This window comes from Actinocorallia aurantiaca (assembly GCF_039533685.1).
Lineage (GTDB): Bacteria > Actinomycetota > Actinomycetes > Streptosporangiales > Streptosporangiaceae > Actinocorallia > Actinocorallia aurantiaca.
Genome location: NZ_BAAATZ010000006.1, coordinates 1 through 21,528, shown reverse-complemented (window position 1 = coordinate 21,528; position 21,528 = coordinate 1). Strand labels below are relative to the sequence as shown.

20 protein-coding genes are annotated in these 21,528 nt (G+C 72.5%); 9 read left to right on the top strand and 11 right to left on the bottom strand.

All coding sequences use genetic code 11. The features are described from left to right. Nucleotides 1-16: 16 nt before the first annotated feature. Nucleotides 17-2,635 (bottom strand): cation-translocating P-type ATPase, encoded by a 2,619-nt coding sequence (locus ABD327_RS06925; protein ID WP_344449358.1) that lies wholly within the window; start codon nt 2,633-2,635, stop codon nt 17-19. A gap of 176 nt (nt 2,636-2,811) precedes the next feature. Here ABD327_RS06925 and ABD327_RS06920 point away from each other — a divergent pair, with 176 nt between their 5' ends. Then, nucleotides 2,812-3,648, top strand: a complete 837-nt coding sequence (locus ABD327_RS06920) for a dioxygenase family protein (protein ID WP_344449357.1) — start codon at nt 2,812-2,814, stop codon at nt 3,646-3,648. Between the two features lie 19 nt (nt 3,649-3,667). On the opposite strand, the gene ABD327_RS06915 is transcribed toward ABD327_RS06920, so the two are convergent. Then, nucleotides 3,668-4,324, bottom strand: coding sequence for a DNA-binding response regulator (locus ABD327_RS06915; RefSeq protein ID WP_344449356.1), 657 nt, complete (start codon nt 4,322-4,324; stop codon nt 3,668-3,670). Between the two features lie 175 nt (nt 4,325-4,499). Here ABD327_RS06915 and ABD327_RS06910 point away from each other — a divergent pair, with 175 nt between their 5' ends. Next, the gene (locus ABD327_RS06910; protein WP_344449355.1) at nt 4,500-5,375 is read left to right on the top strand and encodes an aldo/keto reductase; all 876 of its coding nucleotides are present in this window, start codon (nt 4,500-4,502) and stop codon (nt 5,373-5,375) included. A 3-nt stretch (nt 5,376-5,378) separates the two neighbouring features. Here ABD327_RS06910 and ABD327_RS06905 read toward each other — a convergent pair whose 3' ends face one another. Beyond that, nucleotides 5,379-6,398 (bottom strand): AraC family transcriptional regulator, encoded by a 1,020-nt coding sequence (locus ABD327_RS06905; RefSeq protein WP_344449354.1) that lies wholly within the window; start codon nt 6,396-6,398, stop codon nt 5,379-5,381. Nucleotides 6,399-6,572: 174 nt separating this feature from the next. Between ABD327_RS06905 and ABD327_RS06900 the strand changes: the two genes are divergently transcribed. Genes ABD327_RS06900 through ABD327_RS06875 form a run of 6 tightly spaced genes read left to right on the top strand, consistent with a single transcriptional unit; the run spans nt 6,573 to nt 11,802 of the window. Beyond that, nucleotides 6,573-7,793 carry an ATP-binding protein gene (locus ABD327_RS06900; protein ID WP_344449353.1) on the top strand — a complete coding sequence of 407 codons (1,221 nt, stop codon included), beginning with the start codon at nt 6,573-6,575 and terminating at the stop codon, nt 7,791-7,793. Next, nucleotides 7,790-8,200, top strand: coding sequence for a roadblock/LC7 domain-containing protein (locus tag ABD327_RS06895; RefSeq protein ID WP_344449352.1), 411 nt, complete (start codon nt 7,790-7,792; stop codon nt 8,198-8,200). Before ABD327_RS06900 ends, ABD327_RS06895 begins: the two co-directional genes overlap by 4 nt. Further along, on the top strand, nt 8,197-8,547 hold the full coding sequence (locus ABD327_RS06890) for a DUF742 domain-containing protein (protein WP_344449351.1): 351 nt from the start codon (nt 8,197-8,199) through the stop codon (nt 8,545-8,547). The genes ABD327_RS06895 and ABD327_RS06890 overlap by 4 nt, the downstream gene beginning before the upstream one ends. Next, on the top strand, nt 8,525-9,127 hold the full coding sequence (locus ABD327_RS06885; RefSeq protein WP_344449350.1) for a GTP-binding protein: 603 nt from the start codon (nt 8,525-8,527) through the stop codon (nt 9,125-9,127). The genes ABD327_RS06890 and ABD327_RS06885 overlap by 23 nt, the downstream gene beginning before the upstream one ends. Then, nucleotides 9,117-10,457, top strand: a complete 1,341-nt coding sequence (locus tag ABD327_RS06880; protein ID WP_344449349.1) for a cytochrome P450 family protein — start codon at nt 9,117-9,119, stop codon at nt 10,455-10,457. The genes ABD327_RS06885 and ABD327_RS06880 overlap by 11 nt, the downstream gene beginning before the upstream one ends. A 37-nt stretch (nt 10,458-10,494) precedes the next feature. Continuing rightward, the gene (locus ABD327_RS06875; protein ID WP_344449348.1) at nt 10,495-11,802 is read left to right on the top strand and encodes a cytochrome P450 family protein; all 1,308 of its coding nucleotides are present in this window, start codon (nt 10,495-10,497) and stop codon (nt 11,800-11,802) included. Between the two features lie 229 nt (nt 11,803-12,031). Here the strand turns inward: ABD327_RS06875 and ABD327_RS06870 are convergent, their stop codons facing one another. The 6 genes from ABD327_RS06870 to ABD327_RS06845 all read right to left on the bottom strand — a co-directional run bounded on the left by ABD327_RS06870 (nt 12,032) and on the right by ABD327_RS06845 (nt 17,055). Then, a complete protein-coding gene (locus ABD327_RS06870) occupies nt 12,032-12,907 on the bottom strand; it encodes an AraC family transcriptional regulator (RefSeq protein WP_344449347.1) in 876 nt (291 codons plus the stop codon). 78 nt (nt 12,908-12,985) lie between these two features. Next, nucleotides 12,986-14,185 (bottom strand): FAD-dependent oxidoreductase, encoded by a 1,200-nt coding sequence (locus tag ABD327_RS06865; RefSeq protein WP_344449346.1) that lies wholly within the window; start codon nt 14,183-14,185, stop codon nt 12,986-12,988. Beyond that, nucleotides 14,182-14,799: a PadR family transcriptional regulator gene (locus ABD327_RS06860; protein ID WP_344449345.1), complete on the bottom strand. Its 618-nt coding sequence runs from the start codon at nt 14,797-14,799 to the stop codon at nt 14,182-14,184. Before ABD327_RS06860 ends, ABD327_RS06865 begins: the two co-directional genes overlap by 4 nt. Nucleotides 14,800-14,960: 161 nt before the next feature. Next, nucleotides 14,961-15,293 carry a MerR family transcriptional regulator gene (locus ABD327_RS06855; protein WP_344449344.1) on the bottom strand — a complete coding sequence of 111 codons (333 nt, stop codon included), beginning with the start codon at nt 15,291-15,293 and terminating at the stop codon, nt 14,961-14,963. A 380-nt stretch (nt 15,294-15,673) separates the two neighbouring features. Next, entirely contained in the window at nt 15,674-16,618 is a 945-nt protein-coding gene (locus tag ABD327_RS06850) for a nucleoside hydrolase (RefSeq protein WP_344449343.1), read from the bottom strand. A gap of 62 nt (nt 16,619-16,680) precedes the next feature. After that, a complete protein-coding gene (locus ABD327_RS06845) occupies nt 16,681-17,055 on the bottom strand; it encodes an Lsr2 dimerization domain-containing protein (protein WP_344449342.1) in 375 nt (124 codons plus the stop codon). Between the two features lie 215 nt (nt 17,056-17,270). Here ABD327_RS06845 and ABD327_RS06840 point away from each other — a divergent pair, with 215 nt between their 5' ends. Further along, nucleotides 17,271-17,765: a hypothetical protein gene (locus tag ABD327_RS06840; protein WP_344449341.1), complete on the top strand. Its 495-nt coding sequence runs from the start codon at nt 17,271-17,273 to the stop codon at nt 17,763-17,765. A 40-nt stretch (nt 17,766-17,805) separates the two neighbouring features. On the opposite strand, the gene ABD327_RS06835 is transcribed toward ABD327_RS06840, so the two are convergent. Further along, nucleotides 17,806-18,522 (bottom strand): class I SAM-dependent methyltransferase, encoded by a 717-nt coding sequence (locus ABD327_RS06835; protein WP_344449340.1) that lies wholly within the window; start codon nt 18,520-18,522, stop codon nt 17,806-17,808. Between the two features lie 94 nt (nt 18,523-18,616). After that, a complete protein-coding gene (locus tag ABD327_RS06830) occupies nt 18,617-21,409 on the bottom strand; it encodes an AfsR/SARP family transcriptional regulator (RefSeq protein WP_344449339.1) in 2,793 nt (930 codons plus the stop codon). Between the last annotated feature and the right edge of the window lie 119 nt (nt 21,410-21,528).

Here is a 21,528-nt window from a genome sequence, read left to right as displayed (position 1 = left end):
GGCCGGGGCCCCGGCGTCACTTCGCGGGGACCCCGGAGCCGCCCGCGACCCGGCGGCCGGGGCCCGGGTGGATGATGCGGTCCAGGCGCACCGCGGCGTAGCCCAGCACGGAGAGGGCGCCGACGATCAGGAGGTCCGGCAGGGCCAGGGGCTCGGTGCCCAGGAGCTCCTGCAGGGGCGGCAGGTAGAGGCCCGCCAGCTGGAGCAGCAGCGCCCCCGCGACGGCGGCCAGCAGCATCGGGTTGGCCAGGGAGCGCGGCCGGGCGCGGGACCCGAGGGCCGCTCCCAGCTGCAGGGCCCCCAGGGTGAAGAACGCCATGCTCTGCCAGGGGCGCCCGGTGTGCTCGGCCCACACCGCGACGCCGAGGGTGACGGCGGTGAGCACCACCGCGATCCGCACGATCCGCTGCCACAGGCCCGCGCCGAGGATGCTCTGCTCCGGCGGGCGCGGCGGGCGGCGCATCGCGCTCTCCTCCGCGGGCTCCCCGCCCAGCGCCACCCCGGGCAGGCCGTGGGTGAGCAGGTTGATCCACAGGATCTGGGCGGGCAGCAGCGGCAGCGGCAGCCCCACGAACGGGCCGATGAGCATGACCGCGATCTCGGTGACCCCGCCGGACAGCGCGTAGACCAGGAACCTGCGGATGTTGGAGTACACCCGCCGCCCCTCCTCGACGGCGGCCACCACGGTGCCCAGCTCGTCGTCGGCGAGCACCAGGTCGGAGGCCTGGCGGGCCACCTCGGTGCCCCGGTCGCCCATCGCCACGCCGATGTCGGAGCGGCGCAGGGCCGGCCCGTCGTTGACGCCGTCGCCGGTCATCGCGACGATCTCGCCGCTGTCGCTGAGGGCCTCGATGATGTCGAGCTTGTGCCGGGGGTTCGCTCGGGCGAAGACCGTGATCTCGTGGAGGTTCTCCGGGCGGGGACCCCGGCAGTCGACCACCTGATCCGGAGCGGACTCGTCCACGATGCCGAGCTCGCCCGCGATGGCGCGGGCGGTCCCCGGATGGTCGCCGGTGATGAGGACCGGGCGGATCCCGGCCGCCTTGCAGGCGGCGATGGTGCGGGCGGCGGCCTCGCGCGGCGGGTCGAGGATGGCGACGAGGCCGAGCAGGTGAAGGCCGTGCTCCAGGTCGTCGCCGAGCTCGTCCTTCCCCCGCTCGGACCGGGCGACGGCCAGGACCCGGAAACCGCCGCGGGCGTACTCGTCGGCCTTGGCGACGGCCTCGTCGACCACCGTCCGGTCGTCGGCGAGGAACTCGGAGTCCAGCAGGACCTCGGGCGCGCCCTTGCAGACGACCAGGTAGCGGTCGCCGGAGAGGCGGTGGACGGTCGTCATGCGCTTGCGGTCGCTGTCGAAGGGGAGCTCGGCGGTGCGGGGGAACTCGTCCTGCAGGTCCTCGTGGTCGAGGCCGAGCCTGGCGGCGGCGACGAGGAGGGCGGCCTCCGTGGGGTCGCCGAGCGCCGCCCAGTCCTCGCGCCCGTCGTCCGGCGGGGCCAGGCGGGCGTCGTTGCACAGGGCGGCGGCGGTCAGCAGGTCGGTGACGTCCGGTCGGTCGGACGGCCCGATCTCGCGGCCGTCCAGCAGGGCCTCGCCTTCGGGGGCGTAGCCGGTGCCGGTCAGCTCGATCTCCACGTCCGCGGGCGTCCAGGCGTGCTGTGCGACCATCCGCCCCTCGGTGAGGGTGCCGGTCTTGTCGGTGGCCAGGACGGTCACCGACCCCAGCGTCTCGACGGCCGGGAGCTTGCGGATGAGCGCGTTGCGCGCCGCCATGCGCCTCGCGCCCAGGGCCAGGGCCAGGGTGACGACGGCGGGGAGCGACTCGGGGACGGCGGCGACCACCAGGCTGATCGCGGTGACCACCATCAGTTCGAGCGGCTGCCCCCGCACCAGCCCGAGCACCAGGACGATGACGCACAGGACGACCGCGAGCACCGCCAGCAGCCTGCCGATGCCGGCGAGCCGCTTCTGCAGGGGGGTGAGGCCCACGTCCCGGCCCAGCATCGAGGCGATCCGCCCCGCCGCGCTGTCCTCGCCGGTCGCGGTGACGAGGGCCTGCCCCCGGCCCTTGGACACCACGGTCCCCGACGAGACCTTCGACGCCTCGTCCTCCTCCTCTTCGGGCGAGCCGGAGGCGACCTTGTCCACGGGCACCGACTCGCCCGTCAGGGACGACTCGTCCACCAGCAGCCCGCCCGCGTCGACCAGGACGCCGTCGGCGGGGACGATGTCCCCTTCGCCCAGCACCACGAGGTCCCCCACCACGACCTCGTCGCCGGGGACCTCCCGCTGCCTGCCGTCCCGCACCACCCGGGCGGCCGGGGCGGTGAGCTCCGTCAGCGCCGTGATCGCCTGGTCGGCCCGCACCTCCTGCCACACCCCGACCGTGGTGTTGGCGATGACCACCAGCAGGATCACGATGGTGTCGGTGTAGTCGCCGGTGAGCAGCGTCAGCGCCGCGGCGACCAGCAGCACGATGATCAGAGGGTCCCGCAGCTGCGCCGCGATCCGCCGCCACAACGGGGTGGGAGGCCGCCGTGGAAGGGAGTTGGGCCCGTCCCGCTCCAGCCGTTCCGCTGCCTCCGCCGCCGTCAGCCCCCGCGAGGCGACCCGCACCGTCCCAGCACCATCAGTCACCATTCCTCCTGGATCCCGCATAGCGTCCTGTTCACGGGCGTTTCCCTTCCCCATACGGTTATGCCCGATGCGGAATCCCCGAAAGGAGGAGACCGCGTTCCGCCGGAACTCATCCAGAACCCGTGGAGTCCTCATGGTGGACTCATCCTGGGCGCGCACCCTCGAGGAGACCGACCGTGGACGAGAGGATCCGAACGATGCACCACGACCATGACCACGACCGGGGTCTGGCCTTCGACCTGCCGAGGCTGCTGGACCGCCGCGGCGTGCTCGGCATGCTCGGCGGAGCGGTCCTGCTCGGCGCCGTCGGCTGCGGCGACGACGACCGGTCCGCCGCCACGACGTCCCCCGTCATCTCCGAGGGTCCCGGCGCCCCTCCGCCCGGGACGGCGTCGGCCGGCGGCGAGATCCCCGACGAGACCGCGGGCCCCTACCCCGGCGACGGCTCGAACGGCCCGAACGTCCTCACCGAGAGCGGCGTGGTCCGCGGCGACATCCGCTCCAGCTTCGGCTCGGCGACGGGAACGGCCCAGGGCGTCCCCCTGACCGTCGAGCTCACCGTCACCGCCGACGGGACGCCCTACAAGGGAGCCGCGGTCTACCTGTGGCACTGCGACCGCGAAGGCAGGTACTCCCTCTACTCCGAAGGCGTCACCGCCGAGAACTACCTGCGCGGCGTCCAGGAGGCCGGAGCCGACGGCAAGGTCCGTTTCACCACGGTCTTCCCCGGCGCCTACGCGGGCCGCTGGCCCCACATCCACTTCGAGGTCTACGCGACCCTCAAGGACGCCACCTCGGCCTCCGAAGGCGTCAAGACCACCCAGCTCGCCTTCCCCGAAGACGTCTGCAGGAAGGTCTACGCCACCTCCGGCTACGAGCGGAGCATCACCAACCTGTCCGGTTCCTCCCTGGAAACCGACAACGTCTTCAGCGACGGCCACGCCTCCCAGCTCGCCGCCCTCACCGGAAACACCAGGACCGGCTACACCGCCCGCCTCGCCGTCCCCGTCTGACCGCGCGGGGCGGCGGAGGTCACAGGCCGAGGGCGGCGGCGCGGAGGCCGGCCTGGAAGCGGGAGTCGGCCTGGAGGGTGGTCATCAGGTCGGCGACGCGGCGGCGGTAGGTGCGCAGGGACAGGCCGAGGCGGCGGGAGGCCGTCTCGTCGGTGAGGCCGGAGGAGAGGGCGCGCAGGACGGCGCGGGCGTCGGGTTCCAGGTGGGGGAGGTCGCCGGGGAGCCACGACTCGAAGTCGCGGGAGGCCTCCCAGGCCGCCTCGAAGAGGGAGAGGACGCCGCCCACCAGGCCGGGGGAGGCGGTGACGGTGTATTCGCGGGAAGGGGAGTCGGGGCCGGCCAGGATCATCAGGCGGCGGTCGATGATGATCGTCTCGTGGGGGAGAGGGGTGGCGGCGACGCGGACTTCGGCGCCCGCGGCGGCGACCTCGCGGAGGTGGGTGCGGGCCCGCTCGTCGGCCAGGACGGCGGGGCTGAAGAGCTTGCGGACCTCGAAGCGGCCGGGCCCCGCGGCGCGCATGCGGTCCCGGACGGCGGACCGGGCCGCAGGCTGGCTCCAGGTGCTCAGGTCGCGGGCGGCGCAGACGAACTCCTCGCGCACACCGGCGAACAGGTGGCCCGCGCGAGCCAGCAGTTCCTCGTCCCCGCGCACCGTGATGATGCGTTCGGTCTCCACCCGTCCAGTCTGACCTGGAGCCGGAGTCGAGGCAATCCACCGCCTTCCGCCCACGCGCGGGTGCTCTTCGATCCGGCGGCACCGTGGCCGTCCGGGACGTCTTCGGCCGACCCGGCGGGTGGCAGCTTGCTGCCAGGCGTTGGCGGGGAGGGGTGCCAGGGGCCAGGTTGGGGTCATGAACATGCAGACGAACGCCGCAGGACGGTTCCTGCTGGGCGGCGATCTCGAGATCAACCGGCTCGGGTTCGGGGCGATGAGGCTGCCCGCCTCGTTCGGTTTCGCCGGGGATGCCCGGGATCCGGAAGAAGGCGTCGCGGTGTTGCGCAGGGCAGTCGAGCTGGGCGTCGACCACATCGACTCGGCCGGCTTCTACCGGAAGGGGGACGTGCGGGCGCACGACCTGATCCGGCGGGCCCTGCACCCCTACGACGGGCTGGTCGTCGCGACCAAGGTGGGTCCGCTGCTGGGGGACAGGGGCGTCCCCGAGCACGAGGCTCCGCCCGAGCGGCTGCGCGAACTGGTGGAGCAGGACATGGAGGCGCTCGGCGTGGAGCGCCTGGACCTGGTCAACCTGCGAGTGGGCGGGCTGAACGCACCCGGCGGCATGCCGGTGGCCGAGCGCTTCGCCGTTCTGGCGGAGCTCCGCGAGGAGGGGCTGATCCGGCACCTGGGCCTCAGCAACGTCGACGCCGCCCAGCTCGCCGAAGCCCGGGGGATCGCCCCCGTCGCGGCGGTGCAGAACAAGTTCAGCCTGGTGGACGCCGGCCCCGCCGACGCGGAGCTGCTCGCCGAGTGCGAACGCGGCGGCATCGCCTTCGTCCCGTTCTTCCCGCTCGGCGGCGGTCTTCAGCCGCTCGCCGGGGCCGGTCTGGACAAGGTCGCGGCCCGGCACGGCGCGACCGTCCAGCAGGTGGCGCTGGCCTGGCTGCTCGCCCACTCCCCGGTGATGCTGCCGATTCCCGGAACCGGCTCCCTGGCCCACCTGGAGGAGAACATGGCGGCCGCGGACCTGGACCTCACCGAGGAGGACCTGGCGGACCTGCGGGCGTGACGTTCAGTCGCCGCCCGTTCCCTTCGAGGGGCGGGCGGCGCGCCGCATCTCCCGGGGCGTCGTGCCGTAACGGCGGCGGAAGGCGGTGCTCAGCGCGCTGGGAGAGGAGAAGCCGGCGGTGTAGGCGAGGTCGGTGATCGGCAGGTGGGCGTGGGTGGGGTCCTGGAGGAGGCGGCGGGCCAGCCGCAGCCTCTCCTCGCGGATCAGGTCGCGCGGCGTGGTGCCGACCCGCTGCAGGGCGAGCTGGATCTGGCGCAGGGACCAGCCGAGGTCCAGCGCGATGGTCGCGCCGTTCAGGTCCGGGTCCGCGGCGTGGGCCCGCACGTACCGGTGGACGAGGGTCGCGACCTCGGTGAGGCGGGCGGGGGCGCCGGAGAGGCCCTCGCCCGGGGAGAGCATGCGCAGCAGCTCCGTCAGCCGGTCGCAGGCCGCGTCGAACTGCGGGGCGGTCAGCGCGTTGCGTTCGCGGGCCAGGCTCTTCAGCAGGTCGGAGACGATCCGGCCGAGCCCGGTGCGGAGGTTCAGCTGGGCGGCGAGCGGCAGGGTGCGCCCGAACGGCTCGTCCAGCTGCCGGGCCGGGATGGTCAGGACGAGTCCGTGCGCGCCGGGCGTCTGGCCGAGTTCCAGCGGCACGGCGAAGGTGAAGAAGGCGCCGGTGCCGGGGGTGAGCCGGGTCAGCCGGCCGTCCTGGCGCACCGTCAGCTCGCCGGAGAGCGGGAGCAGGAACCGGTAGTCCTCGTCGGGCGCGTCGCGGATCTGCGCGGGGGTGCGCAGGTAGACGACCTCGTCGGAGCGGAACTCCACGAGGTGGTAGCAGGCGCTGCGCTGGTGGACGCTCGTCGCGCTGAAACCCGGCCGGAAGAAGCGGTGGTCCAGCACGGCCTGGGTGGCGGAGATGTGCTCGCGCCAGAAGGACGCGCGTTCGTGCGGGGGGAGTTCGTCGGTCGATACGGCTTCGACCGTGTAGGTGTTCCAGGGCAATGTTCGCGCACGCTCCAGCTGCCGCGGGGAGAACTTCGACAAGGCGGCCCCCGCCGCTTTCGGCAGATTAGTACAAGATCCATAAACAATCGGTGACTTGTCGCTGCGCCGGCTGGAAAGTTCTCTGCGCGTGTACACAAGTGCGCAGACAGCGGGGGTTCTACTGTCTCTTCATTCCACCGCATTCCAGACATTACTGAGAGTGACAGAGATCTGATGGAGCACCTGTCCCTCCTCGCGTTCCTCTGCGCGAGCATCGCCTTCTTCGCCGTCTCGCTGGTGCTGGTGCGCCAACGGCGCCTCACCGCGCGGCTGGAGGAGGAAGGCGCGCTGCTGTCGGCGCAGCTGACCGCCCGCGACCAGGCGCTGCGCCACCTCGTCACGATCGGGCTGCCGCAGATGACGGCCTCCTCCGGCCGCCCGTCCGCCGCCCCCCAGCGCGGGCTGCTGCAGCACACGGACTTCGCCCGCGACCTCGACGCGGTGACCGACCTGTTCGCCGCCGCCGCCGAGGAGGTCAGGGCCCGCGCCGACCAGTCCGCCAAGGCCACGCTCCGGGCGATGATGCGCACCGTGCAGAGCCTCGCCAACGAGCAGCAGGTCGTCATCACCCAGATGCAGGAGCGGCACGACGACCCCGACGTGCTGGCCGACCTGCTGCGGATCGACCACATGAACGCCCAGCTCGGCCGGCGCGTCCAGGCCGCCGCGGTGCTCTGCGGCTCCTGGCCGGGACTGCAGCGCCAGGCCTCCTCGCTCAGCGACGTGGTGCGCGGCGCGACCTCCCGCATCCGGGACTACCTGCGGATCAAGATCTACTCCGAGCCGAACACGGCGGTGGTCAGCCGGGCCGTGGAGCCCGTGGTGCTGGCCGTCGCCGAACTCCTCGACAACGCCGCGCGGCACTCCCAGCCCAGCACCTCGGTCGAGGTCAACTTCCAGCCCACCCACAACGGCATGGCCATCATGATCGACGACGCGGGCGTCGCGATGGACGCCGAGGAGCTCAAGCGCGCGTCCGCGCTCCTCGACGGCCGGCAGTCCGTGGACATCCACCGGCTCGGCGACCCGCCGCAGGTCGGTTTCGCCACCACCGGGGTCCTGGCGAGCCGCTACGGATTCCGCGTCTCGGTCGACAGCCGTTCCCCCTACGGAGGTGTTCGCGCGGTGGTCTTCCTGCCGTCGGAACTGCTCACCACGGTCCCCGCGGACGAGTCGCCGGCCGAGGCCCCCGCACCGGCCCCGGTGCTGACCTCCGGGGGTCTGCCCCGGCGGCACCGGCAGGCGGACGAACCCGCCCGGAGCCAGGACTTCCCCGCCTCCGCTCCCGCCCAGCCCTCCCGGCACAAGGCCGCCGGCCTCGGCGCCTGGCAGCGCGGCACCCGGTCGGGCCGGGCAGTCTCCCCGTCCGCAAGCGAAGAGAAGGACCAGCGTTGACAGAGGTCACCAACAACAAGCTCGGCTGGATGCTGGACGACGCGCTGCGCATGCCGGAGACCCGGGCCGCGATCCTCCTGTCGGCCGACGGGCTTCTCATCGCGCACTCCGAGGGCGTCGCCCGCGACGACGCCGAACGGCAGGCCGCGGGGATGTCCGGGCTGCAGTCGCTCGCCCGCAGCACCGCCGAGTTCTGCGGCCACCCCGACACCGTCTGGCACCAGACCGTGACCGAGTTCGAGCACGGCTACGTCTTCCTGGTCGCGGCGGGCGCGAACGCCTACCTGGCGGTGTCCGCGAGCCCGAACGTCGACATGGAAGTGGTCTCCTACCGCCTGCAGGAACTCGTGCAGCGCCTGGGCAAGGAGCTGATGAGCCCGACCAGAGGGGGCGGCGTCTCCTCATGAGGCCTCCCAAACGCCCCCTCGTCCGCCTGCACGTGGTGACCGGGGGCCGCGCGCACCCGAGCCGCAACGTGTTCGACCTGGTCACCCTCGTCGTCGCGGTCCCCACCGCCACCACCGTGGGGATCTCGCCGGAGCAGCGCCGCGTGCTGGAGCTGTGCCGCGGAGGGGCCCTGTCCGTCGCCGAGGTGTCGGGCCACCTCCAGCTCCCCGTCACCGTCACCAAGGTGCTGCTGTCCGACCTCGTCGACAGCGGCCACCTCGTCGTCCGCTCGCCCGCGCCGTCGTCCCAGCGGCCCTCGGCCGATCTTCTCCAGGAGGTGCTCGATGGGCTCCGCGCCCGCCTCTGAAGGGCTGTACCTCGGCGACTCGGTGAAGACCGCCGTGAAGATCCTGGTCGTCGGTCACTTCGCGGTCGGCAAGACGACGTTCGTCGGCACGCTCTCGGAGATCCGCCCCCTGCGCACCGAGGAGCGCATGACGAAGGCCGGCGAGTTCGTCGACGACCTGACGGGGATCGAGGACAAGACCACGACGACCGTGGCGATGGACTTCGGCCGCCTCACCCTCAGCGACCACCTCGTCCTCTACCTGTTCGGCGCGCCCGGCCAGCAGCGCTTCACGCAGCTGTGGCACGACCTGTCGCTGGGCGCGCTGGGCGCGCTCGTGCTGGTGGACACCAACCGCCTGGAGATGTCCTTCGACGTGGTGGACCTGCTCGAGAAGCGGGGACTGCCCTACGCCGTGGCCGTCAACCAGTTCGACGGCGCGCCGTCCTACCCGCTGCCGGAGATCCGCGAAGCACTCGACCTGCTTCCCCAGACCCCCCTCATCACCTGCGACGCCCGCGACCACGACTCGTCCGTGCGGGCGCTGATCGCGCTGGTCGACCATTTGCTCTCCCTCGGACAGGACAGTCATGACCGCTGAGACGCACCAGGAACGCGTCAGGATGTACGACGCGCAGTTCGCGGCGGACCCGGGGGGCGTCTACGAGGCGCTGCGCGCCAGGTACGGCAACTACGCGCCGGCCGAGCTGGCGCCGGGGGTGCCCGTGACGCTCGTCCTCGGCTACGACGCGGCGCTGGAGGTGCTGCGCGATCCGGGGACCTTCCCCAAGGACCCGCGGCGCTGGCAGGCGACCATGGCCCCCGACTGCCCGGTCCTGCCGGTCATGGGCTACCGGCCCAGCGTCCTGTACACCGACGGCGCCGAGCACGCCCGGTTCCGCGTGACGATCACCGAGTCGTTCGGCCAGGTCCCGTCCTCGGCCATGCGCGAGTACATCGAGCAGAGCGCCGACGCGATCATCGACGGGTTCGCCGCCGACGGGGAGGCCGACCTGTGCGCGCAGTACGGCGTGCGGCTGCCGCTCCTGGTGTTCAACCGGCTCTTCGGCTGCCCGCCCGACATCGCCGACCGGCTCGTCCGCGGCCTGTCCATGGTCGCCGAACTGGTGAACGCGGAGGCCGGCGGCGCGATGTTCGTCCAGGCCGCCCTGGACCTCGCCAAGCTCAAGCGGGCCCGGCCCGGCGCGGACATCGTCTCCGCGATGCTCGCGCACCCGGCCGGCCTCACCGACGAGGAGATGGGCAACCAGATCGGCATGCTCGTGGCCACGGGGACCGACGCCGTGGCCAACCTCATCGCCAACGCGCTGCACCTGCTGCTGTCGGACGACCGCTTCGGCGGCGACCTGTCCGGCGGGAGCCTCCCGATCGAGGACGCCCTGGACGAGGTCCTGTGGACCGACCCGCCCGTCGCCAACTTCGGGTTCACCTACCCGGTGCGGGACGTGGAGCGCGAGGGCTACGTCATGCCCGCCGACCAGCCGGTCGGCATCGCCTACAGGGCGGTCAACACCGACCCTTCCAAGCAGACGGACGAGCGGATCGGCAACCGCGCCCACCTGGCCTTCAGCGCCGGCCCGCACACCTGCCCGGCCAAGAACCCGGCCCGCATCATCGCGTCGGCGGCGATCGAGAAGCTCCTGGACCGGCTCCCGGACCTCGACCTGGCGGTCTCGCCGGACGAGCTGCAGTGGCGTCCCGGCCCCTTCCACAGGTCGCTGGCGGCGCTGCCCGTCCGGTTCACGCCCGTCCCCGTCCTGACGCCGACTCCCGAGCCCCTTCCCGTCGGGCCCCGGTTCCCGGTGCGCGTCCCGGCCCCGTCCGCCCCGTCCGCCCCGTCCGCTCCGGCCGTGGAAGACCGGGAGGACTCCTCCGTCCTGGGCCGTCTCACGGCCTGGTGGAAGGGCTGATCCGAGACCGTCCCACCACCCCTGAACAGGACTCCGCATGGCGGTCGAGACACACGAGGAACTCGTCCGGATGTACGACGCGCAGTTCGCGGCGGATCCGGCGGGCGTCTACGAGATGCTGCGCACGAGGTACGGGAACTACGCGCCGGTGGAGCTGGTGCCCGGGGTGTCCGCGACGCTCGTCCTCGGCTACGACGCGGCGCTGGAGGTGCTGCGCGACCCGGAGACGTTCCCGAAGGACCCGCGGCGCTGGCAGCGGAGCGTCCCGCCGGACTGCCCGGCCCTGCCGATCATGGGTTACCGGCCCAACGCCATGTACGCCGACGGCGACACGCACTCCCGGTTCCGCGGGGCGATCACCGACGCGTTCGGGCGGGTCGACGTCCTGGCGCTGCGCGAGTACGTCGAGCAGAGCGCCGACGTCCTCATCGACGGGTTCGCCGCCGACGGGGAGGCCGACCTGTGCGCGCGGTACACCGGCCGGCTGCCGATCCTGGTGTTCAACCTGCTCTTCGGCAGCACCCCCGAGATCGCCGACCGGCTCATGCGCGGGATCGAGGGGATCGCGGAGCTGGTCGACGTGGAGAAATCCAGCGCGATGCTCACCCGGGGCGTCGAGGACCTGATCGCGCTCAAGCGGGCCCGGCCCGGCGCGGACGTCGCCTCCTGGCTGATCGAGCACCCGGCCGCGCTCACCGACGAGGAGCTGGTCGACCAGATGACCCTCCTCATCGGCAAGGGCATCGCCCCGATCCACAACCTCATCGCCAACGCCCTGCGCCTGCTGCTGTCGGACGACCGCTTCGCCGGCGGCCTGTCCGGCGGGAGCCTCCCGATCGAGGACGCCCTGGACGAGGTCCTGTGGACCGACCCGCCCATCATCAACTTCGGGTTCACCTACCCGGTGCGGGACGTGGAGCGCGAGGGCCACGTCATGCCCGCCGACCAGCCGGTCGCCATCGCCTACAAGGCGGTCAACACCGACCCTTCCAAGGAGGTCGGGCAGCGCGCGGGAAACCGCGCCCACCTGGCCTTCAGCGCGGGCCCGCACACCTGCCCGGCCAAGAGCCCGGCCCGTCTCATAGCCGCGATCGCGATCGAGAAGCTCCTCGACCGCCTCCCCGACCCGGTCCTGCCCCTGGCCGCGGACAGGCTCCAGTGGCGCCCCGGCCCTTTCCACCGCGCTCTGGGTTCGCTTCCCGTTCGCTTCACCCCCGTCCCCGTCCTGACCCCGTCTCCGGCCCCCCGGTTCCCCGCGCCCTACAGCCCCGCTCCCCGTCCCGCCCCCGCGGAGCAGACCGGCCCTTCCTTCTGGAGCCGCCTGACCGGCTGGTGGAGCGTCTGACGGGGACTCAGCTCCTGGTCGTTCGGCCCTGCCTGATGGCATACCAGTACCAGGCGCCTTCCAGCCGGCTGTAGTTGATGCGCTCCGCGGCGTCGCCCAGGTAGCCGTCCGGCACGCCATCCGGCACGTAGAGGAATCCGCACTCCTCGGTGCGGATTCCGGCTCCCCGGACGGGGAGCCGGACGGTGCCCTTGCGCGTGACGGGCTCCTCGAGCGTAGCGAGGGGCCCTCAGCCCCCGGTGCCCTCCACCGGGATCCACAGTTCGGCGTCAGCGGTGGTGCCGTCCTCCGACACCACCACCTTCGAGATCTCCGGGCCGGGCCGGCTCCGGTAGGGGTTGGAGGGGAACCACTGGGTGAACACGTCGCGCCACAGGTACTGGAGCGCCAGCGGGAACTCACCGGAGTTCTCGAAGACCGCCCACCTGCCCGCGGGGACGATGAGCTCGTCCATGCCTTCGAGGGCCTCCGGATCCTCGGAGCCGGTGACGACCCCGCAGTAGTAGTCCAGTTCGGTGCCCTCCTCCCGGTTCTCGCCGAGCCCGGCGCTCACGTTGAGCAGGCCCTCGGGCTCCTGGTCGGACAGCGCCTCCATGCGCTGCCTCACCTCTGCCGGGATTCCCCGCAGGAACTCGACGATCGCCGGGTTCATGCCCTCGTGGACGAGGGGGACGCGGGCCTTCCTGCCGACGAGGCGGAACTCTTCCTTGTCCACGACGCGGTAACGCATGCTGCTGCTCCCTTCGACGATGAGACGGAAGGACATCCGGGGCTGGGAGTTCAGCACCGCGCCGGTTCGCCTGGCCTCGCCCGGTCCGACGCCGTGCACGGCGCGGAACGCCCGCGCGAACGCCTCACCGGAGCCGTAGCCGTGACGCATCGCGATCTCCAGCAGCGTGCGCTCCCCGGCGAGCACCTCGGCGCCCGCCAGGGTGAGCCGGCGCCGCCGCACGTACTCCGACAGCGGAATCCCGGCCAGCGCGGAGAACAGCCGCCGGAAGTGGTACTCCGACGTGAAGGCGATCCGTGCGAGCTCCTTCACCTCGATCTCCTGATCGAGGTTCCGCTCGACGTGCTCCATCGCCTGGTTCAGCCGCTCCAGCATCCCGGACTCCTTCCTCTTACGCCTTCCAAGCTAGGGAGGCGGCCCCCGCCCGGACCCGACATCCTGTGCCCGCCCCGGTCAGGCGGCGGAGGCCGTCCAGTCGATGTGGTGCGCGTAGACCTCGCGGGTCTGGCGGCCGCCGGCGGCCAGCCTGAGGATCGTCGGGAGGAGGGCGTCGATGAAGACGCGGCCGACGGGTCCGGCGGCCTTGCTGGAGTTGACGCGGGCGGCGGCCTTGATGATGCGTTCGACGCGGGGGCGGCGGAGCGCCTCGAACCGGGCGAGCGGGGCGTCGGGGACGTCGCGCAGGCAGCGGGCGAGCTCGACGGCGTCCTCGATCGCGAGCGAGGCGCCCTGGCCCGAGCTGGGGGAGGGGGCGTGGGCCGCGTCGCCGACGACGACCATGCGGCCCCGGTGCCAGCGCGGCAGGTGCGGGAGCAGGTGCAGGGGGCTCGCGCGCATCACGTCGGCGGGGGAGGTGGCCTCCAGGATCCGGACGGCGGGGCCCGCGTCGTCGGCGAAGAGCGCCTTCAGGCGGTGCAGCCACTCTTCGGCGGAGATCCCGTCGAGCTCCCCGCGGGCGGGTTCGGCCCGGCACGGGACGTTGGCGAACCACCAGACCTCGCCGTCGGGGGAGAGGACGTAGCCGAAGAAGGCCTTCCGGCCGAAGACCATGACGTAGGAGCCCGGGTCGGCGTCGAGCTTCACGCCGCTGGCGTGACCGCCCAGGTTGAGCAGCCTCCCGTAGGCGGGGGAGGGCGCCCCGGGGTCGATGAGCGGGCGGACGGCGGAGTGGACCCCGTCGGCTCCGACCAGCAGGTCCGCGGTGGCCTCGGAGCCGTCCTCGAACAGGGCCCGGACGGATGATCCGGTGTCCTCGGCGTGCACCAGGCGCTTGCCGTGCTCGAAGCGCACCCCCTGGGCCGCGGCCTCGTCGTAGATCGCCCGGTACAGGTCGGAGCGTTTGACGGTCCGGCTCACCGGGCCGTCCTGCGGCTCGGCGCTGATGCCGCTGATGCCCAGGTCCTTGCCGGTGCTGCTGCGCAGCAGGATGTTCGGCGTGGGGAATCCGGCGGCCGACGGGCCCGCGTCCGCGCCGAGGGTCCGCAGGGCGTCCAGGCCGTTGGAGCCCAGGGTGAGGAAGACGCCGACGCCGTCGGCGCGGCCGGGGCGCGCCTCGTGGACGGTCGCCTCCACGCCGATCTTCTGGAGTGCCATCGCGGCGGCCGGTCCGGCGATGCCGCCGCCGACGACCAGGGCGGTACGTGTCCGGTTCATGGATCCTGCCTTTCGTGGAACCGGGCCCACGCCGGGGCCCAGCCGTTCTCCGGGTCGGTGATCTGGGTGATGAACCGTTCGGTGAAGGCCTGGTCGGCCGTCAGGAGCGCGAGCCGGTACTCCTCCTCGACGAGGAACAGCGGGTGCACCCCGGCGGCGACCGTCCCGTCGACCATGGCGCGGATCTCCGCGCTCTGTTCGCGGAGCCGTTCCAGCCGGTGCCGCAGCAGTTCGACGGCCTCGTCCGGGTGCAGCGCGCCGATCAGCGAGAGGGCGGCCACGAACCTCGGGTACTCGTGCTCGGGCTCCTCGACGAGTTCGCGCAGCCAGTCGTGCTGCTCCTTCCTTCCGGCGTCGGTGAGCGCGTAGACGGTCCGTTCGGGGCGCCGGCCCTCCCTGGTCGTCTCCTGTTCGGTGACGAAGCCCGCTTTGGCCAGCTGCTGGACCACCATGTAGAGCGATCCGTGGTTGAACTTGATGCTGCGTCCGTCCTCGTTCTCCCGCAGCATCCGGCTCAGCTCGTAAGGGTGCTGCGGGCCCTGGACCAGGTACGACAGCACCGCCAGCCCCAGCAGGTTCCCGACCTTGCGCTTCTTCGTCTTCTTCTCCGTCACGGGTTCATCATAGCCACTATCAATTATCCGGCTCTGATCAGTCAACCCTGACTATTTGCTCGGGGATGTCCCTGAGAGAACTCGGGGACGGGCGCCTCAGGCGGTGAACCGGTAAGGAGGGCGCGGACGGGCCGGTGGATCCGGTTTGCGCGCGAGGCCGGTCAGGAGGACTGCTGCCGGCGGGCCTGGAGCTCGGCGTTGATGCGCTGGGCCTCGGCGAGCTGGTCCTCCAGGATGATGATGCGGCAGGCGGCGTCCAGGGGGGTGCCCTGGTCGACGAGTTCCCGGGCGCGGGAGGCGATCCGCAGCTGGTACCGGGAGTAGCGGCGGTGGCCGCCCTCGGAGCGCTGCGGCGAGATCAGCCTGGCGGTGTCCAGGCTGCGCAGGAACGCCTGGGTGACGCCGACCATCTCCGCGGCCCTGCCCATGCTGTAGGCGGGATAGTCGTCGTCGTCGAACTTGTTCTCGGTCTTGTCGCTGCTTGCTGAAGCCATGGTCACCTGTCCCATAGAACCTTCCGAAACGCATACGTGGCCCCGGCGCCTGAGCGCCGGGGCCTGACTGGGTCTAACACCATCGATCGGCTGGTGAGCCGACCTTCTTTTCCGCGTCTTCCGTTCTCTGTGAACGGGGTCGCGGGGATCGCGAATACGTGACCGTAGACCACCTTCCCGTCTGTGGAACTGCGGCACCCGGGCGGTTCGACTGCCGACCGGGCGATCCTGATGGCGCCGTTCACCCCTTTCTCTCGTTCTTTTATACGACCCTCGTCCGAGGAGTTCGTCCTCTACCCCGGCTTTTCGGATCTTTCGTCTTCAACAAGAAGAACTCTAGTCGGCCCGAACTCGAATGTCTACAGTGATCATGGGAGATTTCATGTCGCGATCGTCACAGGTGAGGCCGGGTCGTCCACCATCGTGCGGAACAGGCGGTCGTGGTCCAGGCCGGTGGTGATGAACGTGCGGGTCCGTTCGGCGGGGCGGGCGGCCCAGCCGCCGGGCTCGCGGGTGATCTCCGCTTCGGCCCAGTCGGCGATGGACGGGTCGACGGCGACGCAGGCGGCGGTCGGGTCGTGCAGGAGCTTGCCGGCCGGTCGCCGGCGCAGGTAGAGCTCCATGCCCTGGTGGATCAGGGCGAGTCCCGGCGTGTGCTCCCGGTACGGGGCCAGCCGTTCGTGGAACGCGCGGTCGTAGCGCACGCCGTGGGTGACGTTCTTGGAGACGAGTTCCCGCCGGGCGATCGGGGCGGAGTCCGCCAGTGCCATCAGCGCGGCCCGGGGATCCCCGTTGAAGTTGAAGGTGGGGCAGGCGGTCAGCCCGTCGAACTTCGCCAGCCGGCGTTCCTTCGGCACCAGGGGGTCTCCGGCGAATCCGCCCTGCGCCACCCACCGCGCCGGCCGCACCGGCGCGCCGGACTCCAGCAGCAGCCGCAGGTTCCGCAGCGGGCCGCCGGTCAGCAGGGTCGTCTCCGGATGCTCCTCGAGCACCGGGGCCAGGACGCCGACGACGTCTCCGTCGGGCCGGGCCGGGGCCCATCCGCCGAGCCAGCGCCGGTGGAATCCCGAGACGTATTCCTTGCCCGTCTTGGGATCGCACGCCCCCACCGGAACGTCGTCCCGCTCCAGCAGCCCCAGCACGTGGCGGACCAGCCCGACCTGCCCGGCGGAACCGGGGGTCACCGTCACCGCCCGCAGCCGCACCCGCGGATGCCGTGCCACCAGGCACAGGGTCAGCACGTCGTCGGGATCCTGGGTCTCCAGGTCGAAGCAGAGGTCGAGCATCGCGGTCCCCTCGTCGAGGCGGCGGGGGACGACCGACACGACCTTAGGGACCTTCCCTTCCCGCGCGCAACGCGTTAACGGGGCGCGCGGGAAGGGGGCGGTCAGCCGACCGGCTGCGCGTCGGGGCGCGCGTCGGGGTGCGCCTCGGCGAACCGGTCGTACACCTCGTCGTCGATCTTGCCCCGGCCCACCTCGATGCCCTGTTCGGCGGCCCAGGCGCGGACGTCGGTGTTGGTGTACCCCTGGAGCCGCGGCGCGGGCTCGGAGGCGCTCTTGCGCGAGCGCCCGGCCTGCTTGACCACGGCTGCCTTCTCGACGTACGGGGCGAGTTCCGCCAGCAGCTCGTGGAGCTTCTTGTAGTTGGCGTCGCCCAGGTCGATGGCGTACTTGCCGCCGCCGACCTCGAACTCGCGGCGAGTCACGTCCTCGCCGTCGTACCCGTCGATGTCGTCCACAACGATGGTCTTGGTTGCCACTGAGTATCCGCTCCCATTCTCTTGCCGGAGCAGGAGCATAGAGGTTCCTCCGGACTGATGCGGCCCGCTCGGCGCCGCCGGGCGGGTCCGGCCGGAGGCGTGGCGCCCATCGTGATCGAACCGATGGAGTAGGAGGTCCGCGGGGCTCCGCCGTCCGGGAGACTTGGGTCGAGGGGGCTCTCCCCGCGCGCACGAGACACCTTCGAGGAGCGATCTTGTCCAAGTGGACGCCGGCGGCCGGAGCCGTTCTCGCCCTGTTCCTGTCGGCCTGCGGGACCGGTGAGTCCGCGGCTCCCGCCCCGGCCGAGGCTTCCCCGGCCGCGACGGCCCCGGGCCCGGACGCCACCGTCACCGTCGGCGCGGCCACGCCGCGGGAGCCCGGGGCCACTCCCGCCAAGGTCCTGGGCGGGGTGAACGCGGAGATCTTCGGACGCGTAGAGCTGCTGGCCCCGGGTGAGATCACCGTCACTCCGCCGGAGGGCGCCGGTCAGGCGGCCTTCCTGTCCGACGACACGGTGCTCCTGGTCGCCTACGGCAAGTGCCCCGACGGGTCCGGGACGGAGACGGAGACCGTCGACGCCATGAACCGCGGCACGAAGCAGTGCTCGGTCAAGGGCCTGGAGGAGTTCCTGAGGGGCAATCCGCTGTCCGGTGACGTGGCCATCAGCGGGGGCGTCGTGGTGAAGATCGTCGAGCACAAGGGCGGCTGACCGGCGGCGGTCCGGGAGGCCGGAGTCGTTCCGGCCTCCTTCACCCGGCGCGGCGGTAGGCGGTGGCGGTGCTGTGGGCGTGCCTCCAGGAGACGTGGTGCGGGCTCGAGCCGACGGGGACCCATTCCCGGCCGAGCAGTTCGAAGAAGCCGTTGTCGGCGCAGTGGCCGTCGAGGCCTTCCCCGATGTAGACGAGCAGGTCACCGGTGTAGGCGCGCAGGGCGTCGGCGGCCCAGGGGTCGCCGGAGGAGGGCCAGCACAGCAGGAGGGCCCGGTCGGGGTGGTTCCGGGAGGAGCTGTGGCCGCCGGGCCGGATGGCGAGGTATTCGATGCCGTCGGTGTAGGCGTTGGTCGCGGGATCGGTGGGGTCGTAGGCGATGACGTCGATCCCGGCCTGCCGCGCCTGCCAGGCCCAGTAGCCCGAGCCCGCCCCGATCTCGACCAGGCCCCGCCCGTCGAGGACCTCGGCGAGCCAGACGAGGTCCCCCGGAGAGGGGATCGCCCACGCGTAGCGCTTGGTCAGCAGATGCTGGCCGACGGGCAGGCCGCGCGCGAAGCCGTCCGGCCGGAGGCCGAGCAGCCCGTCCCGCACCGAGGGCAGCTGCCGTACGAGCTCCCAGTAGGGGTTGTGGACGCCCGCGGGGGTGAGCTGGTCGTCCGGCCCGTCCGCGATCCGGTACATCCGCTCCCGCGTCTGGCGCCCGGCGGACTGCGCCCACCACTGGCGGATCTCCGCGAGCTCGGCCGAAACGGTCACCCAGACCTCCTCGGCGCGCTGGTCCCGGCCACTATCGCAGCTCGCCCCCGGCGGCACCAGGGGCCGGGGGCGGGGGCGGGCGTTCCGCGTCCGGTCAGCGGGCGCGGGTGCGCTGCCAGGACTCGGCGAGGGCGCGGATCTGGGCGCGGGTGAGGGAGCGGCCCTTGGCGAACCAGGTGTCGAACTCCTCGGGAGGGAGGGAGTCGCGGACGTGCCGGGCCTGGCGGGGGGCGTCCAGGGGGTCCATCTCGGCGGGGGAGAACCCGATGCGGGAGCCGTGGTGGGCGGCGGCGCCCAGGAGCATGGCGCCCTCCGTGGGGCTGCCGGTGAGGGCCAGCGCGGGGGCGAGGCTGTGCACGGCGACGACCCAGGAGGTGACGTCGCCGTTCTCGTCGAGGTGCAGCAGCATGTCCAGGCCCGTCTCCAGGGCCCGTTCGTGCTCGCCGAGATCCAGGTCGATCTTCATGATCAGCCACTGGGACGAGGAACGGATGAAGACGTAGCTGCACTCCTCGGCGATCGCGACGGACTCGGAGAGCGTGGCACGGGCCTCGGAGACCAGGCCCGCGAACCGCAGCACCATCCCGGTGATCATGAGGGCCTCGGCCTCCAGCCAGGCCATGCCGAGCGGGCGGGCCTGCTCCAGCCCCGCCCGTGCCAGTTCCAGGAAGTTCGTCTCCCCGCACAGGGCGCCGAACAGCGCGCGGTGCAGCACCGACTCGGCCTCCAGCTCCGGGTCGCGGAGCTTCCGCGCCGCCTGGACGGCTTCGTCCGCGGCGTCCCTGGCCGCGGGGAAGTCCCCCGCCAGGTACATCAGGCGGCACTTGGCGATGAAGGCCGGGCAGGTCAGCTCGGGGCCGGCGGACGGGCTGAGCTCGATCGCCGCGCTGATCCAGCCGAGCCCCTCGGCGACGATGCCCTGCCCGTACCAGAACCAGCTCAGCAGCCCCGCCAGCCGCAGGGCGTAGTCGCCGTCGCCCAGCAGCAGGGCGGAGGTCAGCGCCACCCGGTGCTCCGGCTGCTGGGCGGTCAGCCTGCGGGTGGTGACCGCCGAGCGGGGTCCGCGCAGCAGCGGGGCGGCGGCCTCGGCCTCGGCCAGCACCCAGGCGCGGTGCGCGGCCTGCGCGTCCGGGTCGATCCGGGCCCGGGTGAACTCCTTGATGGTCTCCAGCAGCCGGTAGCGGCGCGGGGAGGTCCCGGCCTCCACGCTCACCAGCGACTTGCGGACCAGCGCGCTCAGCTCGGCGAACACCGGCCGCTCGCACACCGCGGCCGCCGCGTCGAGGTCGAAGCCGGAGGCGAAGACGCCCAGCCGGTGCAGGACGTCCCGCTCGGCGGGGGAGAGCAGGTCGTGGCTCCACTCGACGGTGCGCCGCAGGGTCTGGTGCCGGTCGGGGCCCGGGCCGTCGCGGAGCACCGCGAACCTGTCGTCCAGGCCCGCGGCGATCTGCTCGACCGACAGGACCCTGCACTGGGCGGCGGCCAGTTCGATCGCCAGCGGCAGGCCGTCCAGCTCCCGGCAGAGCCTGCGGACGGTCAGCTCCTCCTCGGGGTCCGGAGTCCAGCCGGGGACGGCCGCGGCGGCACGGGAGAGGAAGAGGTCGCGGCCCTGCTCGACGGGCAGCGGCCCGACCTCGTAGACGGCTTCGCCCGGCAGGTTCAGCGACTCCCGGCTGGTGGCCAGGACCCGCAGCCCGCCCGCGCGGCTCAGCAGCGTCCGGACGGCGTCGCGCACCACGTCGACGAGGTGCTCGCAGTTGTCGAGGACGAGCAGGACCTCCCGGTCGCCCAGCACGTCGCCGAGGCGTTCGGCGGTCGTCGCGCCGGCGACCCCCAGCACTCCGGAGAGCGTGACGGCCAGCAGCGACGGGTCCTCCAGCTCGGCGAGCTCCACCAGCCACGGCCCGTCGCCGTCCGGGCGGGCGCGCGCCGTCTCCAGCGCCAGCCGGGTCTTGCCGATCCCGCCGGGGCCGGTGAGCGTGACGAGCCTGTGTTCGGTGAGCAGTGCCTCGACCTCCGCGGGCTCGGACGTGCGTCCGACGAACCGGGACAGGGCGTGCGGCAGGTTCCGCATCCGCGCGGGTGGAGGGGACGTCGCCTCCCGCTGTCGAGGAGGTTCCCGCCGGGGCGCGGGGGAGTCTCCGACGGACTCCTCCTGGGCGAAGATCGCCGCTTCGAGCCGGCGCAGGCCGGGCCCGGGGTCGATGCCCAGCTCCTCGGAGAGGACGCGGCGCGCGCCGCGCAGCGCCGCCAGCGCTTCCCCCTGCCGTCCGCTCCGGTACAGGGCGGTGGCCAGCAGTTCCCAGCCGCGTTCGCTGAGCGGGTGCTCCAGGGTGTGCTTCTCCAGGTCGCCGATGAGCGCGACGTGCCCGCCGAGCGCCAGCCTCGCCTCGAAGAGGTGCTCGGAGGCGGCGAGCCGCAGCCCGCCCAGCCGTGCCTGCTCCGGCACGGCGAATCCCGTCTCCCCGAACTCCCCGTAGGGCTCGCCCCGCCACAGCGCGAGCGCCTCGTCCAGCAGCGGCAGGGCCTCCTCGGGGCGGCCGTCCCGCAGCAGGCCCTCGCCGCGTTCGGCCAGCTCGCCGAAACGCTCGGCGTCGATCTCGACGGCGTCCGCCCGCAGGCGGTACCCGTTGCCCTCCCGGACGATCAGCCGCTCCGGGCCGCCGGTCTCCAGGACCCGCCGGAGCACGGATATGTAGGACCGGAGCGTTCCCGTCGCGGGGGCGCCTCCGCCCCACACGTCCTCCAGGATCCGCTCCTCGGAGACGGCGCGGCCCCGGGCCGCCACCAGCACGGCCAGCACCGCGCGCTGGCGCGGGCCTCCCAGCGCCACCCGCTCGCCGTCCGCCGTCGCCGTCATCGGCCCGAGCACGCCGATGGTCACCACGGTCAGCCTCCGCCCTTCGCGTCCTGCACCGCAAGGATGTCAGCTCACCAGGCTTATCTACCAGTGAGCCTTTTCCAGCAGCCTTTCGAGGCTGTTGATCACAGCATGGTCGCGGACGG

Bases quoted from the DNA above. Each gene is read 5' to 3' on its own strand.
- ABD327_RS06910 (WP_344449355.1), top strand. From the start codon at position 4,500: ATGAACATGCAGACGAACGCCGCAGGACGGTTCCTGCTGGGCGGCGAT.
- ABD327_RS06900 (WP_344449353.1), top strand. From the start codon at position 6,573: ATGGAGCACCTGTCCCTCCTCGCGTTCCTCTGCGCGAGCATCGCCTTC.
- ABD327_RS06890 (WP_344449351.1), top strand. From the start codon at position 8,197: ATGAGGCCTCCCAAACGCCCCCTCGTCCGCCTGCACGTGGTGACCGGG.
- ABD327_RS06885 (WP_344449350.1), top strand. From the start codon at position 8,525: ATGGGCTCCGCGCCCGCCTCTGAAGGGCTGTACCTCGGCGACTCGGTG.
- ABD327_RS06880 (WP_344449349.1), top strand. From the start codon at position 9,117: ATGACCGCTGAGACGCACCAGGAACGCGTCAGGATGTACGACGCGCAG.
- ABD327_RS06875 (WP_344449348.1), top strand. From the start codon at position 10,495: ATGGCGGTCGAGACACACGAGGAACTCGTCCGGATGTACGACGCGCAG.
- ABD327_RS06870 (WP_344449347.1), bottom strand. From the start codon at position 12,907: ATGCTGGAGCGGCTGAACCAGGCGATGGAGCACGTCGAGCGGAACCTC.
- ABD327_RS06865 (WP_344449346.1), bottom strand. From the start codon at position 14,185: ATGAACCGGACACGTACCGCCCTGGTCGTCGGCGGCGGCATCGCCGGA.
- ABD327_RS06855 (WP_344449344.1), bottom strand. From the start codon at position 15,293: ATGGCTTCAGCAAGCAGCGACAAGACCGAGAACAAGTTCGACGACGAC.